The following is a 17913-nucleotide window of genomic DNA, read 5'->3' as shown; positions in this document are numbered from 1 at the left end:
CACCCCACACAAGGCAAGGCACGTGAACTGTTTCGTGACACGATGTGTTGTGTCAGACACTGCATAATGGACGCGAACCAACCACCACAAGGGCGATCATTGGTTTATTTTTGTTACGTTGCGCAACACCACCACACTCAATCACTCAAGCGTGCGCGTGTGTTTCGTCGGTCTATTAGTACCAGTCACCTCCACACCTTACAATGCGTCCAGATCTGGCCTATCAACCCCGTCATCTCCAGGGGACCTCACATGAAACCTCATCTCGAAACAGGCTTCCCGCTTAGATGCTTTCAGCGGTTATCCCTTCCGTACGTAGCCAACCAGCCCTGCTCCTGGCGGAACAACTGGCACACCAGAGGTACGTCCGTCCCGGTCCTCTCGTACTAGGGACAGCCTTCCACAAGTTTCTACGCGCGCGGCGGATAGAGACCGAACTGTCTCACGACGTTCTAAACCCAGCTCGCGTGCCGCTTTAATGGGCGAACAGCCCAACCCTTGGGACCTACTCCAGCCCCAGGATGCGACGAGCCGACATCGAGGTGCCAAACCATCCCGTCGATATGGACTCTTGGGGAAGATCAGCCTGTTATCCCCGGGGTACCTTTTATCCGTTGAGCGACACCACTTCCACAAGTAGGTGCCGGATCACTAGTCCCGACTTTCGTCCCTGCTCGAGCTGTCACTCTCACAGTCAAGCTCCCTTGTGCACTTACACTCACCACCTGATTACCAACCAGGCTGAGGGAACCTTTGGGCGCCTCCGTTACATTTTGGGAGGCAACCGCCCCAGTTAAACTACCCACCAGGCACTGTCCCCAACCCAGATCATGGGCCAAGGTTCAGGTATCCAATCCGATCAGAGTGGTATTTCAACAACGACTCACACACAACTAGCGTCACATGATCTAAGTCTCCCACCTATCCTACACAAACCGAACCGAACACCAATACCAAGCTATAGTGAAGGTCCCGGGGTCTTTTCGTCCTGCCGCGCGTAACGAGCATCTTTACTCGTACTGCAATTTCACCGGGCCTGTGGTTGAGACAGCAGGGAAGTCGTTACGCCATTCGTGCAGGTCGGAACTTACCCGACAAGGAATTTCGCTACCTTAGGATGGTTATAGTTACCACCGCCGTTTACTGGGGCTTAAATTCTCCGCTTCGACCCCACAAGTGAGATCTAACAGGTCCTCTTAACCTTCCAGCACCGGGCAGGCGTCAGTCCGTATACCTCAACTTCAACGTTTTCGCACGGACCTGTGTTTTTAATAAACAGTCGCTTCCCTCTATTCTCTGCGACCACCACCAGCAACCACACCGCAAAGATGTGTCACCAACAGTGGCCCCCCTTCTCCCGAAGTTACGGGGGCATTTTGCCGAGTTCCTTAACCACAGTTCACCCGAACGCCTTAGTATTCTCTACCTGACTACCTGTGTCGGTTTAGGGTACGGGCCATATACATACATCGCTAGAGGCTTTTCTCGACAGTACGGGATCACCAACTTCACCCCAAAGGGGCTACGCATCACGCCTCACACTAAATGAGGGGCGGATTTACCACTCCCCTCGTGCCACACGCTTACACCACAATCCAATAAGTGGCTTAGCTACCCCACTGCGTCACCCCATCACTTGGCTACTACCAGTTCAGGCCCCACGCACTCACACCACCAACCACAGCAAAACTGCAGTCAGGCGATGATCGCGGGCGGTTAGTATCACTGATTCACACATGGGCGCACATACACGGGTACCAGAATATCAACTGGTTGTCCATCGACTACGCCTGTCGGCCTCGCCTTAGGTCCCGACTCACCCTGGGAAGACGAACTTGACCCAGGAACCCTTAGTCATCCGGCGGATGAGATTCTCACTCATCAATCGTTACTCATGCCTGCATTCTCACTCGCACACACTCCACGCCCCCTCACGGTAACGCTTCACAGCTGTGCACGACGCTCCCCTACCCAACACCCACCCCAAAAGGCGGGTTGTTGCCGCGGCTTCGGCGGTGTACTTGAGCCCCACTACATTGTCGGCGCAGAACCACTCGACCAGTGAGCTATTACGCACTCTTTCAAGGATGGCTGCTTCTAAGCCAACCTCCTGGCTGTCTTCGCGATCCCACATCCTTTTCCACTTAGTACACGCTTAGGGGCCTTAGCCGGCGATCTGGGCTGTTTCCCTCTCGACTATGAAGCTTATCCCCCACAGTCTCACTGCTGTGCTCAACTTAACCGGCATTCGGAGTTTGGCTGACATTGCTAAGATTGTCGTCCCGCTCAACCAACCAGTAGCTCTACCTCCAGCAAGCAACACACAACGCTGCACCTAAATGCATTTCGGGGAGAACCAGCTATCACGGAGTTTGATTGGCCTTTCACCCCTACCCACAACTCATCCCCTCAGTTTTCAACCTAAGTGGGTTCGCGCCTCCACAAAGTCTTACCTCTGCTTCACACTGGCCATGGGTAGATCACTCCGCTTCGGGTCCAGGACATGCCACTAACAACACCCTCGTTAGGATTCGCTTTCGCTACGACTACCCCACACGGGTTAACCTCGCGACATGCCGCTGACTCGCAGGCTCATTCTTCAAAAGGCACGCCATCACACACAAGAGGTGCTCTGACGGATTGTAAGCACATGGTTTCAGGTACTATTTCACTCCCCTCCCGGGGTACTTTTCACCATTCCCTCACGGTACTATCCGCTATCGGTCACACTGAGTATTTAGGCTTACCGGGTGGTCCCGGCAGATTCACAGCAGATTTCACGAGCCCGCTGCTACTCGGGACAACACCAACACACACCACAAGCTATTAACGTACGGGACTCTCACCCACTCCGGCAGGCCATCCCAAACCACTTCCGCTCAACTCATGATCATGCGCGGCGGGTCAACAGCCCCACCACAGGTGCATCCCACAACACCGCATGCGCAACCCCTGTCAGGTATCACACACACACACGGTTTAGCCTCATCCACGTTCGCTCGCCACTACTAGCGGAATCATTATTTATTTTCCTCTCCTGCGGGTACTGAGATGTTTCACTTCCCCGCGTCAACCTCCACCACGACTATGAATTCATCGTGAGGTGACCACCCATAACGATGGCCGGGTTCCCCCATTCGGACATCCTCGGATCAACGCTTAGTTGTCAACTCCCCGAGGCTTAACGCAGACTCACACGTCCTTCATCGGCTCAGCATGCCAAGGCATCCACCATGTGCCCTTACACAAACACACACCCACACACACCAACCACCCAACCCCCAGCCCACCCAAAAAAAGGGCACACCAAGGAACCAAGGCAACCAGCGCGTGTGCGGTGAACACACAACACAAAACACTTACAAAATGCTCTCTACCAAAAATAAAGATGCTCGCGTCCACTATACAGTTCTCACACAACACACCACCCCCACACCACACCACCACCCACCAGGACATAAACCCAGGTCAGACACGACGATGCGACACAGACATGATCACGAAACAACAAAAACGATGTTGTCCCAGACACCCAACAGCATGCCAATGCACCATAATTTACGCTTGCGACAACAATCACCTGTCAACCACACGTGGTATGCGATCCACCCGATAATTTACGATGGCGGGTCAACACTTGTGACCACCAACCACCAACCACCCACCAGACACACACCCACCGACCACAACTGTGACCAGCAAGAAAATGGTGACTACTCAACGTGAGTGAGAAAAATATTTAAGCTCCTTAGAAAGGAGGTGATCCAGCCGCACCTTCCGGTACGGCTACCTTGTTACGACTTCGTCCCAATCGCCGATCCCACCTTCGACAGCTCCCCCCTGTAAACAGGTTGGGCCACTGGCTTCGGGTGTTACCAACTTTCATGACGTGACGGGCGGTGTGTACAAGGCCCGGGAACGTATTCACCGCAGCGTTGCTGATCTGCGATTACTAGCGACTCCGACTTCATGGGGTCGAGTTGCAGACCCCAATCCGAACTGAGGCCGGCTTTCAGCGATTAGCGCACCCTCACGGGCTGGCAACGCGTTGTACCGACCATTGTAGCATGTGTGAAGCCCTGGACATAAGGGGCATGATGATTTGACGTCATCCCCACCTTCCTCCGAGTTGACCCCGGCAGTCTCTCATGAGTCCCCACCATAACGTGCTGGCAACATAAGACAAGGGTTGCGCTCGTTGCGGGACTTAACCCAACATCTCACGACACGAGCTGACGACAACCATGCACCACCTGTATACGAGCCACAAGGGAAACCACATCTCTGCGGCGATCCCGTATATGTCAAGCCCAGGTAAGGTTCTTCGCGTTGCATCGAATTAATCCACATGCTCCGCCGCTTGTGCGGGCCCCCGTCAATTCCTTTGAGTTTTAGCCTTGCGGCCGTACTCCCCAGGCGGGGCGCTTAATGCGTTAGCTACGGCACAGAAGTCGTGGAAGACCCCTACACCTAGCGCCCACCGTTTACGGCATGGACTACCAGGGTATCTAATCCTGTTCGCTACCCATGCTTTCGCTCCTCAGCGTCAGTTACTGCCCAGAGACCTGCCTTCGCCATTGGTGTTCCTCCTGATATCTGCGCATTTCACCGCTACACCAGGAATTCCAGTCTCCCCTACAGCACTCAAGTATTGCCCGTATCGCCTGCACGCCCGGAGTTAAGCCCCGGAATTTCACAGACGACGCGACAAACCACCTACGAGCTCTTTACGCCCAGTAATTCCGGACAACGCTCGCACCCTACGTATTACCGCGGCTGCTGGCACGTAGTTAGCCGGTGCTTCTTATCCAGGTACCGTCACCACCCCACAAAGGGCAGCTTCGTCCCTAGCGAAAGAGGTTTACAACCCGAAGGCCGTCATCCCCCACGCGGCGTCGCTGCATCAGGCTTGCGCCCATTGTGCAATATTCCCCACTGCTGCCTCCCGTAGGAGTCTGGGCCGTATCTCAGTCCCAATGTGGCCGTCCACCCTCTCAGGCCGGCTACCCGTCGACGCCTTGGTAGGCCATTACCCCACCAACAAGCTGATAGGCCGCGGGCTCATCTCGTACCGAAAAACTTTCCACCCACCACACTAAAGGAAGGTTATATCCGGTATTAGACCCAGTTTCCCAAGCTTATCCCGAAGTACGAGGCAGATCACCCACGTGTTACTCACCCGTTCGCCACTCGAGTACCCCAGCAAGCTGAGGCCTTTCCGTTCGACTTGCATGTGTTAAGCACGCCGCCAGCGTTCGTCCTGAGCCAGGATCAAACTCTCCATAAAAAAATTTCAGAAGAAACAATTCCAGGCAGAGCCCAAAACCCAACCAAAAAACAAACAACCAACGATTAAAAAATCATCAACTGCTCACACCCACCCCCACAACCCGACGGGGAAGATACAAGGTGGGCAAAAAAATATACGACAACGATATACATCACTGCACGTACCGGACACACTCACCACCCACACACCCCACCACACAGGCAAGGACATGCACATGGCGCGTTATTTACCGTGGCACCCGATCCAAGAAGAGGTACCACCCGGCACACACCAACCACACCCACCAAACAACACGCCGGAGGGCACAGCTGGCCAACAGCACAATCATCATCACAAACAAAAGTACATTGGCACACTATTGAGTTCTCACACAACATCCGCACGCAGCTCCTCACCCAAGGGCTCGTCGTCTGCGGCTGGAGATCCGACTTTAGTTCAACTCTTCAATCAAAGTCAACTCTTGGTTAATCTCCGTGTCATCTTCACAGTGTCTCGGTTTCCCGCGGCCCTGCTCGGCGACTTGGACTAAGTTACTGGAAACGCCCCAACCCGGCAAATCGCCAGGTAGGGGCACAGATATCAGTCGGAAGGAGACCGCTATCCGATCACTCGGACGCCAGCGAAGTTCTTCTTCCCTCTCCGTAGAACCAACCACGATCCGTGCAACAGATCGCCGGCGGCAGGCTCCCACTCATCACTGTCCACCCGGACATTGTTGACATAGACGCCACCCTCCTTCACAGACCGGCGAGCGGCGCCCTTAGAGTCAGCAAGACCAGAGCCAACCAACAGGTCGACGATCGTGCGCGGCTGGTCGCCCGAGACCTCGAACACCTGGGTCTCGGACACGGCAGAGGCCAGCGTCTTTTCATCAAGGTCGCTGAGCTCAGCACGCCCAAACAACGCTTGCGCAGCCAACTCCACGGCAGCGGTAGCTTCTTCGCCGTGGACCAGGTTGGTCATCTCCCGAGCGAGGCGCTTTTGGGCCTCGCGTTTAAAGGGGCGCTCGGCAACCTCGACCTCAAGCTCGTCGAGTTCCTCTTGGGTGAGGAAAGTAAACCAGCGCAAGTAGCGGATGACATCGGCATCGGCGGCGTTGATGAAGTATTGGTACCACGCGTAGGGGCTCGTCATCTCCGGGTCAAGCCACAGGGATCCACCGCCGGTGGATTTGCCAAATTTCTTACCTTCGGAGTCCGTCACTAGTGGCACGGTCAAGGCGTGAACTGCCTCGCCGTCCATGCGGCGGACGAGGTCCACACCGGCAATGAGGTTGCCCCATTGGTCGCCACCACCGACCTGCAAAGTGCAGTCGAAATTGCGTCGAAGCTGCACGAAGTCGTTGGCCTGCAGCAGCATGTAGGAAAACTCGGTGTAGGAGATCCCGTCGTTTTCCAGGCGGCGCTTGACGGTATCGCGCGCCAGCATGGTGTTGAGCGGGAAGTGCTTACCGATGTCTCGCAGGAAAGCGATGACGGAGAGGTTCTTGGTCCAGTCGTTGTTATTGACCATTTGGGCAGCATTGTCCCTGTCGAAGGAGACGAAGCGGGACAGCTGGCCGGAAATGCGGCTGGACCAGTCGGCGACGGTGTCGGCGGAGTTCATGGTGCGCTCGCCGACATCGCGCGGATCGCCGATCATTCCCGTGGCGCCACCGGCGAGAACGAGAGGTCGGTGCCCGGCCTGTTGGAAGCGGCGGAGCATGAGCAGCGGCACGAGGTGTCCGGCATGCAGGGAGGGCCCGGTTGGGTCGAAGCCGCAGTACAACGTAATGGGGCCAGCTTCGGTCGCCTCGCGCAGCTTGTCGAGGTCGGTGGACTGGTTGATGAGCCCGCGCCAGCTCAGCTCGTCAATGATGTTCATGAAATGGGTGATCCTTTATTGTTCGTTGGTGGAAGCCGGCGGCCAGGGGGTCGCTTCGTCGATGAGCATGACGGGAATGCCGTCGTCAATGCGATAGGCGAGGCCGAGCCGTTCGTTGACCAGGACGTTCTCATCTTCCAGATAGGTCAGCGGGCCCTTGTCCTTGGGACAGGCCAGGACCTCCAACAGTTGCGGATCAAGACTCATAATGGCTCATGGTACCTGGCGGTCGTGGGGACGGGAAAACCCCGACTCCTCGGGTTCGAGGAGTCGGGGTTGGGAAGCAACTTAGCCGCGCACGGGCGTCGTTGCCCACGTCAGGTGGGCCTTCGACGCTTCGACTACGCGTTCGCGTTGCTCGTTGACTCGCGGACCGGCTGTTCCTCCGCGGGTCGCGCGGGAGGCCACGGCGCCGTCGATAGTGAGGACTTCCCGTACAGCGGGCGTCAGACGCTTATCGACGCCCTGCAGTTCCGCGTCAGTGAGTTCGTCCAGACCCACGCCGCGCGCCTCTGCGAGGCGCACGCAGGCGCCGGAGGCTTCGTGCGCCTCGCGGAACGGCACGCCTTCGCGCACCATCCACTCGGCCAGGTCTGTGGCCAGGGTGAATCCTGCGGGGGCGAGCTCGCGCATGCGATCCTCGTGGAAGGTGAGGGTGGAGACGAGTCCCGTCATGGCCGGCAGTAGCAAGTTGAGCTGGGCGATCGAATCAACGATCGGCTCCTTGTCTTCCTGCAGGTCGCGGTTGTAGGCCAAGGGCTGTGCCTTAAGCGTCGCCATGAGTCCGGCCAGGTTGCCGATGAGCCGTCCCGTCTTGCCGCGAGTGAGTTCGGCGACATCCGGGTTCTTCTTCTGCGGCATGATCGACGAGCCGGTGGACCACGCGTCAGACAGGGTGACGTAGCCAAACTCGGGGGTACACCACGCGATGATTTCTTCGGCGAGGCGAGACATATCGACAGCGAGTTGCGCCAGCACATAAGCAGTTTCGGCCGCGAAGTCACGCGACGAGGTCGCGTCGATGGAGTTATCGGCAGCCGAGTCGAAGCCCAGCTCCGCGGCAATCGCCTCGGGGTTGAGCTGGAGGGACGAGCCCGCGAGTGCCCCGGAACCATAAGGGCTCACGGCCAGGCGCTTATCCAGATCGCGGATCCGCTCCACATCGCGCAGCAGCGGCTGCGCGTGAGCGAGCAGCTGGTGTGCGAGCAGGACGGGCTGGGCGGCCTGGAAGTGTGTCTTGCCAGGCATGATGGCATCGGGGTGGCGTGCGGCCTGGTCGACGAGGGCGTCGATAAGCTCAATCGTGCCGACCGCAATACCGCGGACGGCGTCGCGGACCCACATGCGAAACAGCGTGGCCACCTGGTCGTTGCGGGAACGGCCTGCGCGCAGGCGGCCGCCGACCTCGGGGCCGACGCGGTCAATGAGACCGCGCTCCATGGCGCCGTGGACGTCCTCGTCGGTCGGCGCGGGGCGGAAGCTACCATCAGCGACGTCGCGACCCAATTGCTGCAATCCGGCCAGCATGGTCTGCAGGTCTTCATCCGACAGCAAACCGGCGGAGTGCAGAACCTTGGCGTGCGCCTGGGAGGCGAGCACGTCATAGGGGGCGAGCACCCAGTCGAAATGCGTAGACACGCTCAGGGCGAACAGTGCCTCGGCGGGGCCACCGGAGAAGCGGCCACCCCACAGGGCGCCCTCGTTGGTTCCGTGTTGCTCCATCTACTTGGCCTCCCGGTCCCGACTGTTGGCGATCTTGGAGGACAGTCCGTGCAGCTCCACGAAGCCCTTGGCCAGCGTTTGGTCGAAGGTGTCACCGGTGTCGTAAGTGGCCAGGTTGAAGTCGTAGAGCGAGTGGTTGGAGCGGCGGCCGTTGACCACGATGTTTCCAGCGTGCAGAACAAGGCGGATATCGCCGGTGACGTGCTCCTGAGTGGACTCGATGAAGGCATCGAGGGAGCGCTTCAGCGGGCCGTACCAGAGGCCGTCGTAGACCTCCTCGGACCAGCGGGCGTCGATAAGCCGCTTGTAGCGTGCCAGTTCGCGCTCAACGGTAACATCCTCGAGGGCCTCGTGGGCCTTGATGAGGACGAGGGCACCAGGGGCCTCGTAGATCTCGCGGGACTTGATGCCGACGAGACGGTCTTCGACCATGTCGAGACGACCAACACCCTGTGCGCCGCCGCGACGGTTAAGCTCCTCAATTGCCTCCAGCACGGTGACGGGGCGGCCATCGATGGCGACGGGCTTGCCGCCTTCGAAGGAGATGATGAGCTCGTCGGGGGCGTTACCCAGGGAAGGATCCTCGGTGTAGGAGTAGAGGTCCTTCGTCGGCGGGTTCCACAGATCCTCCAGGAAGCCGGTCTCGACGGCGCGGCCCCACACGTTCTGGTCGATGGAGAAAGGCGACTTCGTGGACTGCTCGATGGGCAGGTCAATTTCTTCGGCGAAGGCGATGGCCTTGTCGCGGGTCCAGGCGTAGTCACGGGCCGGAGCAATGATCTCCAGATCCGGGTTGGTGTTGCGGAAGCCGACCTCGAAGCGCACCTGATCGTTGCCCTTGCCGGTGCAGCCGTGGGAGACGTGGGTGCCGCCGTGCTCACGGGCGGCCTCGACGAGGTGCTTGACAATCAACGGGCGGGAAATCGCCGAGACCAGCGGGTACTGCTTCATGTACATGCCGTTGGCCTTGATGGTGGGCAGGCAGTATTCATTGGCAAACTCGTCCTTGGCGTCAATGACGATGGACTCCACAGCACCGCAGTCGATCGCGCGCTGGCGCACGGACTCCATGTCTTCGCCCCCCTGACCCAGGTCGAGGGAGACAGCGACAACTTCGCCACCGGTCATCTTGGCCAGATAAGGGATGGCCACGGAAGTGTCAAGGCCACCGGAGTAGGCGAGGACGACGCGTGCAGTCATGGAAATTTCTCCTTGTAGGAAAGTACTTGCAGGAAGTAATTGGTGATACGGATTAGAGAGTACCGGGGCCTCACCGCGAGGTGAGCAGCTCCCCCAGCTCGTGCCCAGTCATGGGTTCCCGGGCGAGAACAAAAATGGTGTCATCGCCGGCAATGGTGCCCACCACCTCGTCGAGGGAGACCCGGTCGATAAAGCTGGCCAGGTACTGCGCGGCGCCCGGCGGAGTGCGCAACACCGCCGTGTTACCGGAGGAATCGACAGCGACGACGAGCTCATCGAGCATCCTTCGCAGCTTCTCCCTCGGCCCGGACAGCGACTCCGCCAAGGCTTGCTCGACGGCGCCGACCGTGTAATAGGCGCGCCCGTCATCGGGGCGAACCTTCTTGGCACCGAGTTCATCCAGGTCCCGCGACAGCGTGGCCTGAGTGATGTCGAAGCCTTCGTCGAGGAGCAGTTCGGACAGTTGCACCTGACTGGACACCCGGGTTTTCTCGAGGATGTCGAGGATTTTCGCCTGCCTCGCAGTGCGGGTTGCCGGAACACTCATCGCGGATTCGGCTGATTCTCGAGCAACCACACCAGCAGAGCCTTCTGCGCGTGCAGGCGGTTTTCCGCCTCGTCGAAAACGCGGGAGGCGGGGCCGTCGATAACCTCGGCGGTCACTTCGTTGCCGCGGTAGGCCGGGAGGCAGTGCAGGAAGATCGCACCATCTTTGGCCTGGCCCATGATCCCCTCGGTGACCTGATATGGCAGGAAGGGGGTCCGGCGATCCTTGCCATCGTTTTCTTGGCCCATGGACACCCAGGTGTCGGTGATGACGACATCCGCGCCTTCGACTTCGGCGAGGTCAGAGGTCACGGTGACGGTTGCTCCGGTCTCCGCTGCTCGCTGACTCGCCCGCTCGACGAAGCGCTCAGCTGGGTGGAAGCCTTCGGGCGCCACGATCGAGATGTCCATGCCCGCGGTAGCGAATCCAAGCATGTAGGAGTTGGCCATGTTGTTGTCGCCGTCGCCGAGGTAGACGGCCTTCTTGCCGCGCAGACCGGCCGGGCCCTCCTCGGGGCTGAGGTTTTCCACGCACGTCTGCAGGTCCGCGAGGATCTGGCACGGGTGCAGGTCATCGGAGAGGGAATTGATGATCGGCACCGTCGATGTTTCGGCCATGGCGTGGAAGCCCTCGTGGTCGAAGGTCCGCCACACAATGGCCTCGACGTAGCGGGACAGCACCGCCGCAGTGTCCTGCAGGGTTTCACCCTTGCCCATTTGGGACTGGCTCGCATCGACGACGATGGGGTGTCCGCCGAGGTGAGCGATGCCAGCGTCGAAGGAGAAACGCGTGCGCGTGGAGGTCTTATCGAAGAGGACGGCCACGGACAGCGGACCTTCAAGCGGACGCTTGGACAGCGGCGCCTTCTTCAACTCAGCGGCAAGGGTGAGTACCTGGGCCTGCTCAGCCGGGGTCAGGTCATCGTCGGCGAGGAAGTGCCGGACAGTGGGTTGCGTCATGTTAATTCTCCTGGAAGTTCAGTTCGACGAGTAGATCATTGAGGGCTTGGCTCGCGGTGGCGATCTCCTCGTCGGTAATCACCAGTGGCGGGGTCAGCCGGAGGACGTTGGCAGCGGGGGCGTTGAGCACTAGGCCGTGTTCGAATCCCTTCGCCACCGCCTGCTTGGCGACGTCGCGGTCCAGCACCACCCCCAGCATCAGTCCGCGTCCGCGGACTTCCTGCACGCCGACAATCTGGGACACCTTGGCCGCCAACACCTCTCCCTTGCGGGCGACCTCAGCGCAGAAAGCGTCATCGACGATCGACAGCACCGCGTTGGCGGCCGCGCAGGCAATGGGATTACCACCGAAGGTCGTGCCGTGAGCACCCGGGGTAAACAGTTCGGCTGCTGCGCCGCGGGCGACGGTAGCGCCAATGGGCAGACCACCACCGAGGCCCTTGGCCATGGTGATGACATCCGGCAGGACCCCGTCATGCTCGAAGGCGAAGAAGGTGCCGGTGCGGCCCACACCCGTCTGGACTTCGTCCACGATCATGAGGATGCCGTGCTTGTCGCAGAGATCCCGAATACCCTGCATGAATCCTTCCGGCGCCGGGATCACCCCCGTCTCACCCTGGATCGGCTCAAGGATGATGGCGGCCGTGTCCGTCGGATTCACTTCGACGAGTTTGGTGAGGTAGTCGAGGTCGCCATAGGGATAGAACTCCACGCCGACGGGCATCGGCTCGAAGGGCTTCCGCTTGTCCGGCTGGCCGGTCATCGCCAGCGACCCCATGGTGCGGCCATGGAAACCGTGGACGGCGGCCAAGATGCGACCCCGCCCCGTCAGTCGAGCAAGCTTGAAGGCCGCTTCGTTGGCTTCGGCCCCTGAGTTGCAGAAGAAGACGCGGGTGGAGTTATCGCCCACTTTCTCCTTCAACGCGGTGGCGGCGCGGACTACGGGCTCGGAGGCAAACAGGTTGGATACGTGCCCGAGCGTCGAGAGCTGGGAGGTCACGGCCTCGATGATCGCCGGGTGGGCGTGTCCGAGGGAGTTAACGGCGATGCCGCCGAGGAGGTCGATGAGTTCCCGGCCATCGGCATCCACCACGACGGCGCCGTGCCCGGAGACGAGCTCCACCGGCGGGGTGCCGTAATTGTTCATCAGCACCTGGTTCCATTGTTCTACGGCATGGGGCATGGTCAGGTGTCCTTTCTAAAGACGGTGCCAGCTGGGTAGTCGTCGCGGTCGTAGCCATCGGGGAGCACCATCGTGCCGATGCCACCCATGGTGAGCAGCTCGAGGATGACGGAGTGAGCGGTGCGGCCGTCGATGACGTGGGCGGCGCTCACCCCGCCCTGCACAGCGCGCAGGCATGATTCCATCTTGGGGATCATGCCCGAATCCAGATTCGGCAGGACCTCGGCGAGCTCGGCGGTGAGGATTTTCGACACCAGAGAGTCCCGGTTCGGCCAGTCGGTGTAGAGACCCTCGACATTGGTGAGGATGACCAGGCGTTCCGCCCCAATGGCCTCAGCCAGGGCACCCGCAGCAGTGTCGGCGTTGATGTTGTAGACCTCCCCATCGTCGCCTGGGGCGATGGTGGAGACGACCGGGATGCGGCCGGCATCGATAATGTCCATGAGCGCCTCAGGGTTGACGTTGGTGATATCACCCACGAGCCCGATGTCGGTGGGCACTCCCCCGACGTCCACGTAGCGCTTTGTCGCCCTGAACAGGCCTGCATCCTCGCCGGACGTGCCGACGGCGTAGGGGCCGTGCGAGTTGATGAGGCCGACCAGGTCGCGGCCGACCTGACCGAACAGCACCATCCGCACGACCTCCATGACCTCCGGGGTTGTTACGCGGAATCCGCCGGTAAACTCACCGTCCAGGCCAAGTCGTTTAAGCATGGAAGAGATTTGCGGGCCACCGCCATGCACCACTACGGGTTTTGCCCCAACGGTGCGAAGCAACACCATGTCGGCGGCGAAAGCAGCCTTGAGGTCCTCATCCACCATGGCGTTGCCGCCGTACTTGACCACGACGATCTTGTCGCGGTAATGCTGCAGCCAGGGCAAAGCCTCGGCCAGGACATGCGCCCGGGCTTCGTTGCTGAGATTGCTTAGTGTATCCATGTGAGGCGTTTCCTAGCTGGAGTAAGCGGAGTTGATCTCCACGTAGTCGTGGGAGAGATCCGTGGTGCGGACGGTCGCACGGCCGGGGCCGTCGATGCCAAGGTTGACCAGCACGTCAATGTCGGCGCCGGAGAGGTCGACGTCGCGCGCGCCCGGGGTGCCGGTGGTGTTCACGCACACTGCCTCCCCATTGAAGTACACCGAAATATGGTCGGGGTCCATGTCTGCCTCTGCCATCCCGACGGCCGCGAGAACGCGCCCCCAGTTCGGGTCCGATCCAAACATGGCGCATTTGAACAGGTTGTCGCGTGCCAGAGTCCGGGCAGCATTCACGGCTTGCTCATCGGTCGACGTTCCCTCCACCGTGACGGTCACCCGCTTGGTTACGCCTTCGGCGTCGGCCTGCATCTGCCGGGCGATGTCCTCGCTGGCCTGCAGGACCGCTGCGTTGAGCTCTTCCTGGCTCGGGGTGATTCCCGAAGCACCAGAGGCGAGGAGAAAGACCGTGTCATTGGTCGAGGTAGAACCGTCAATATCCAGGGTGTCGAAGGTGACGTGGCTGGCCGCGCGCACTGCCTCATCGAGCATCGCCGGCGTGGCGCTGGCATCGGTGGTCAAGCAAACCAACATCGTGGCTAGTGAGGGCGACATCATTCCGACGCCCTTCCCCATGCCACCGAGCGTCCAGCCCTCAGCGTTGACCACGGTCTCCTTCTTCACCAGATCGGTGGTCATGATGGCTTCAGCTGCCGCCTCACCGTTGTCCCCCAAAACGGTCGACAGCTTATCGACGCCCGCGCGCATCCTTCCCATCGGCAGCACCTCACCGATGAGCCCGGTGCTGCACACCCCGACATCCGTCGGGGCAATGTCCAGCAGGTCTGCCACCTGCTGCTGCAACTCCGCGGCATCCTCGTCGCCCTGCACGCCATTGCAGGCGTTGGCGTTGCCCGAGTTATACAGCACCGCCTTGATCTGCCCATCAGCAATCGCCACACGCGAGAGCTTCACCGGCGACGCCACCACTCGGTTACGAGTGAACACCGCTGCGGCATGAAACTCCGGCCCCTCATTGACCACCAAGGCCATGTCGGGATTACCAGAGGGCTTAATGCCCGCGATCAATGCTGCAGCACTGAAACCAGCAGGCGCAGTGATTCCGATGGAGCTCATGATTTTCTCCTGAAAGTGTGCGGGAAGTCTAAGGGGCGACGGCAACGGCGAGAAGTCCCGCCGTCTCCTCGAGGCCGAGGGCAAGATTCATGCATTGCACAGCCGCACCGCCAGTACCCTTGGTGAGGTTGTCCAACGCCGAAGTCATCAGCAAACGTCCCGATCGCTCATCAACTTCGACCTGCACGTGACAGTAGTTGCTACCCATGACATTTTGGGTTTGCGGCTGCTGCCCCTCCGGCAACAGATGAACAAAGGGCTCGTCAGCGTAGAAAGCCCGATAAGTCTCCGTGGCGATCTGCTGGGTAACACCCTCGACAAGTGGTGCCGTAATCGTGGTGAGTATCCCCCGCGGCAGTGGAGCCAATACCGGCGTAAAACTAACGGTGACCTCGGCATCAGTGACCTCAGCAAGGTTTTGAATGATCTCCGGAGTGTGCCGGTGCTTCCCGGCCGTGTTGTAAGCCTTGAGGTTGCCCATGACCTCCGAGCCGAGCAAACCAACAGAGGCCTTCTTGCCTGCCCCCGAAACCCCCGTGACAGAAACGACGGCGAGGTCCGGCGTAATCAACCCACCCGCGACTGCCGGCAGCGCGGCCAGCGTCGCCCCGGTGGGAAAACAACCCGGAACCGCTACCCGAGTAGCGCCCTGCAGCTCTTCCCGGTGACCGGGCAACTCCGGAATGCCATACGGCCACGTGCCCGCATGCTCCGAACCGTAGTAATGCTCCCACTCCCCTGCATCCTGCAACCGGAAGTCCGCGGCACAGTCAATGACGACAGTGTCTGGGTTAGCAGAAGCAAGCGCCTGACCGATCGGACCCGAATGGCCGTGCGGAAGGGCAAGGAACACCACATCGTGGCCTGCCAAGACCTCCGGAGTAGTGTCCTCAATAATCCGGTCGGCTAGCGGCGACAGCTGGGGCATCAATTCCGCCACCGCCTGACCTGCCGACGATCCGGCGGTCAATGCCCCAATCTCTAGCTCACCCGAGACATAAGCGGGGTGACTGAGCAGCAGGCGGAGGATCTCCCCACCCGCGTAGCCAGTAGCGCCTGCGACTGCAACCTTGTATGCCATGTCGAACAATGTAGCACTTTATGCATCCTCATGCAAACTATTCAGCATGCGATTTTTGACGCTTCCCCGTTGCATCCATTTCTTCCACCAGCGGCTGATGGCATGGTTATGGCCACATATGTCACCGACCCCGACAAAGAGCACCGCCTTAAGGCTACGCGGAAAACCACCACATCAACGGTCTTCGTGACGATCACAGCCGCGATCCCCACAACAACCACCGCCCAAGCTGACAAGACCGTCATCCCGGACAAGATCGACGCCTATGTTGCCGAATTCGAACGAGACCCCCACATGACGCCCTCATCAAGGGCGTCTGCACGATCAGCGACACCGAACAGGACACCCTGCCGAGCATCGAGTCCCTGAACAGCCTCGACAGTCAGATGATGGCGAGGGCTTTGAGCTCGTCGGGCCACTTCTTTGGTCTTGATAGATTCTTTGGGGAAGTGCAGGTTTTCACCCTCGATTAAACAAGGGACATAACAGGTCACCACATCGGCCGTGGCCCACTCAAAAGCGGCGACTGGAAAAGGTCGCGACGGGTGCACTAATAAAGGAAGGCTCCACTGATGACCAACCCCCTGCTGTGCCTCAGGCCTGAATACGGCCACCCCACCTCACTATGGGCTGATATTGTCCCCTTTCCACGAAGTGGACCTCGCGTCGTAACCTATCCAGATGAAATGGAGTTATCTGAAGAGTTGGGTGACCGCCTGTACCGCTGGACCCGACTATGGCATGAGAATTTCCTTGGACGAGAGGATCGACCTGATGGACAACTCAGATGGCGTCCTGGTTTCAATATTGAAGAGTGGACTGACGAAGGCCTCTGGATTGAGAAAGCTCTCATTTCGGAACTGCCCGAGTATGACTTCGACTTTTTGTGGCGCCACTGGGTTCCCGGCTACTTTTCCGGGGACAATTGAGGGCTTTTCGGTGTTGGACCGCCACGATCGCCTTCCCAGGGTAAAATCTGGTCTTTCACTACCCCAGGTTGACTCATCCCGTCGCTAAGTTGAGACCGTCTTCGCAAGTCAGCTCGTGTGTCATCGGGACTTGCTCTCAGCGGTGTGGCTACCATTCGCCGAACGACATCGTAACCACTGTATCCGCTAAGATTACTTTTGCATATTGAATTAGTCCCTCGTCCAGTATCGAGGTCCAGGCCCAGAGAGGCAGGCGTTCATTGTGAGAAGTGCACGTCTGTCAATGGATCAGATCCTCTACCTCTCCGGAGTAGCCGCGGTCCCCTGGGCCGAAATTGGAGCGATAGCGGTGGGCTTCGTAATCCTGCTGAAAGGCCAATTAGTCCCCGACGACTCCAGCCCAGAACCTGCCAACTTCCTCATCGCGCTTGGAGCCCTCGCCATATTTTTCGGTCTTCCGCTCGGAGTCACGCAGATCGACTCCAAATTGTGGGACTTCGTCTATGTGCTCCTAGGCGCAGCAATCACTGGGGTTCTCATTGCGCTACCCCCGGGTCCGGTGATGTTCTTGGGCTTTCTGTTCTACCTAGGGCCACCCCTCCTACTTGCAGGGGCATCAACGGGGCTGCGCAGGTGCCTGGTTCGACATCGAATCCAAAAGTCCTTTATCAAGAAGGGCACCACACCGGGGCCTCAGCGCAGAGATTCAATACCAGCATCGACTCCGAGCCAACATGACTGAGTCAATTTTTCGCGCCCTGGCTAGGTGCAGATCATCTTCCCTACCTGAGTCGACGTTCAAAGTGGGGCATGACAAAGAGCAATAACACCCTGGGCCAAGGTGGCAGTGAAATTGTCCGCAAGCCCCCGGATGTCCATAATCGGCCGGTGACTTTGGAGCGTACGTCAGGAACAAATTGGGCTCACGACCTGGTTGTCGGCCCAGAAGACGACGAAGAGTAAAACGGCGACCTCCTCGCCTTCAACAAACTGAATGCGGAAGGCAACGGCGACGGAGCCGCCCACCG

General features: G+C 59.4%; 12 protein-coding genes and 2 rRNA genes. 2 read left to right on the top strand and 12 right to left on the bottom strand.

Annotated elements, in window-relative coordinates:
• Positions 1–155: 155 nt before the first annotated feature.
• The 12 genes from CATRI_RS06050 to argC form a co-directional block, all read right to left on the bottom strand.
• Positions 156–3255: ribosomal RNA gene (locus CATRI_RS06050) — 23S ribosomal RNA — on the bottom strand.
• Positions 3256–3752: 497 nt separating this feature from the next.
• Positions 3753–5287: ribosomal RNA gene (locus CATRI_RS06045) — 16S ribosomal RNA — on the bottom strand.
• The 16S and 23S rRNA genes sit together here, the layout of an rRNA operon.
• A 600-nt stretch (positions 5288–5887) precedes the next feature.
• The gene (tyrS, locus tag CATRI_RS06040) at positions 5888–7153 is read right to left on the bottom strand and encodes a tyrosine--tRNA ligase (protein ID WP_290220627.1); all 1266 of its coding nucleotides are present in this window, start codon (positions 7151–7153) and stop codon (positions 5888–5890) included.
• 15 nt (positions 7154–7168) lie between these two features.
• Positions 7169–7360: a Trm112 family protein gene (locus CATRI_RS06035; protein WP_290220625.1), complete on the bottom strand. Its 192-nt coding sequence runs from the start codon at positions 7358–7360 to the stop codon at positions 7169–7171.
• 81 nt (positions 7361–7441) lie between these two features.
• Complete coding sequence (argH, locus tag CATRI_RS06030) at positions 7442–8875, bottom strand: argininosuccinate lyase (RefSeq protein WP_290220623.1); 1434 nt, start codon at positions 8873–8875, stop codon at positions 7442–7444.
• Positions 8876–10075, bottom strand: coding sequence for an argininosuccinate synthase (locus CATRI_RS06025; RefSeq protein WP_290220621.1), 1200 nt, complete (start codon positions 10073–10075; stop codon positions 8876–8878). It abuts the gene before it with no gap.
• A gap of 70 nt (positions 10076–10145) precedes the next feature.
• Entirely contained in the window at positions 10146–10622 is a 477-nt protein-coding gene (locus CATRI_RS06020; protein ID WP_290220619.1) for an arginine repressor, read from the bottom strand.
• Entirely contained in the window at positions 10619–11581 is a 963-nt protein-coding gene (gene argF / locus CATRI_RS06015) for an ornithine carbamoyltransferase (RefSeq protein ID WP_290220616.1), read from the bottom strand. Before argF ends, CATRI_RS06020 begins: the two co-directional genes overlap by 4 nt.
• Position 11582: 1 nt before the next feature.
• Positions 11583–12764 (bottom strand): acetylornithine transaminase, encoded by a 1182-nt coding sequence (locus CATRI_RS06010; RefSeq protein ID WP_290220614.1) that lies wholly within the window; start codon positions 12762–12764, stop codon positions 11583–11585.
• Between the two features lie 2 nt (positions 12765–12766).
• The gene (gene argB / locus CATRI_RS06005) at positions 12767–13702 is read right to left on the bottom strand and encodes an acetylglutamate kinase (RefSeq protein WP_290220611.1); all 936 of its coding nucleotides are present in this window, start codon (positions 13700–13702) and stop codon (positions 12767–12769) included.
• A 12-nt stretch (positions 13703–13714) separates the two neighbouring features.
• Entirely contained in the window at positions 13715–14875 is a 1161-nt protein-coding gene (argJ, locus tag CATRI_RS06000; protein ID WP_290220609.1) for a bifunctional glutamate N-acetyltransferase/amino-acid acetyltransferase ArgJ, read from the bottom strand.
• A gap of 28 nt (positions 14876–14903) precedes the next feature.
• Positions 14904–15956: an N-acetyl-gamma-glutamyl-phosphate reductase gene (gene argC, locus CATRI_RS05995; RefSeq protein ID WP_290220607.1), complete on the bottom strand. Its 1053-nt coding sequence runs from the start codon at positions 15954–15956 to the stop codon at positions 14904–14906.
• A gap of 572 nt (positions 15957–16528) precedes the next feature.
• Between argC and CATRI_RS05990 the strand changes: the two genes are divergently transcribed.
• On the top strand, positions 16529–16885 hold the full coding sequence (locus CATRI_RS05990) for a hypothetical protein (RefSeq protein ID WP_290220605.1): 357 nt from the start codon (positions 16529–16531) through the stop codon (positions 16883–16885).
• A 283-nt stretch (positions 16886–17168) separates the two neighbouring features.
• Complete coding sequence (locus CATRI_RS05985) at positions 17169–17627, top strand: hypothetical protein (protein ID WP_290220603.1); 459 nt, start codon at positions 17169–17171, stop codon at positions 17625–17627.
• The last annotated feature ends 286 nt before the right edge of the window (positions 17628–17913 follow it).

Origin of the sequence: Corynebacterium atrinae (assembly GCF_030408455.1) — a bacterium.
Taxonomy (GTDB): domain Bacteria; phylum Actinomycetota; class Actinomycetes; order Mycobacteriales; family Mycobacteriaceae; genus Corynebacterium; species Corynebacterium atrinae.
This window is presented reverse-complemented; position numbering and strand designations above follow the sequence as displayed.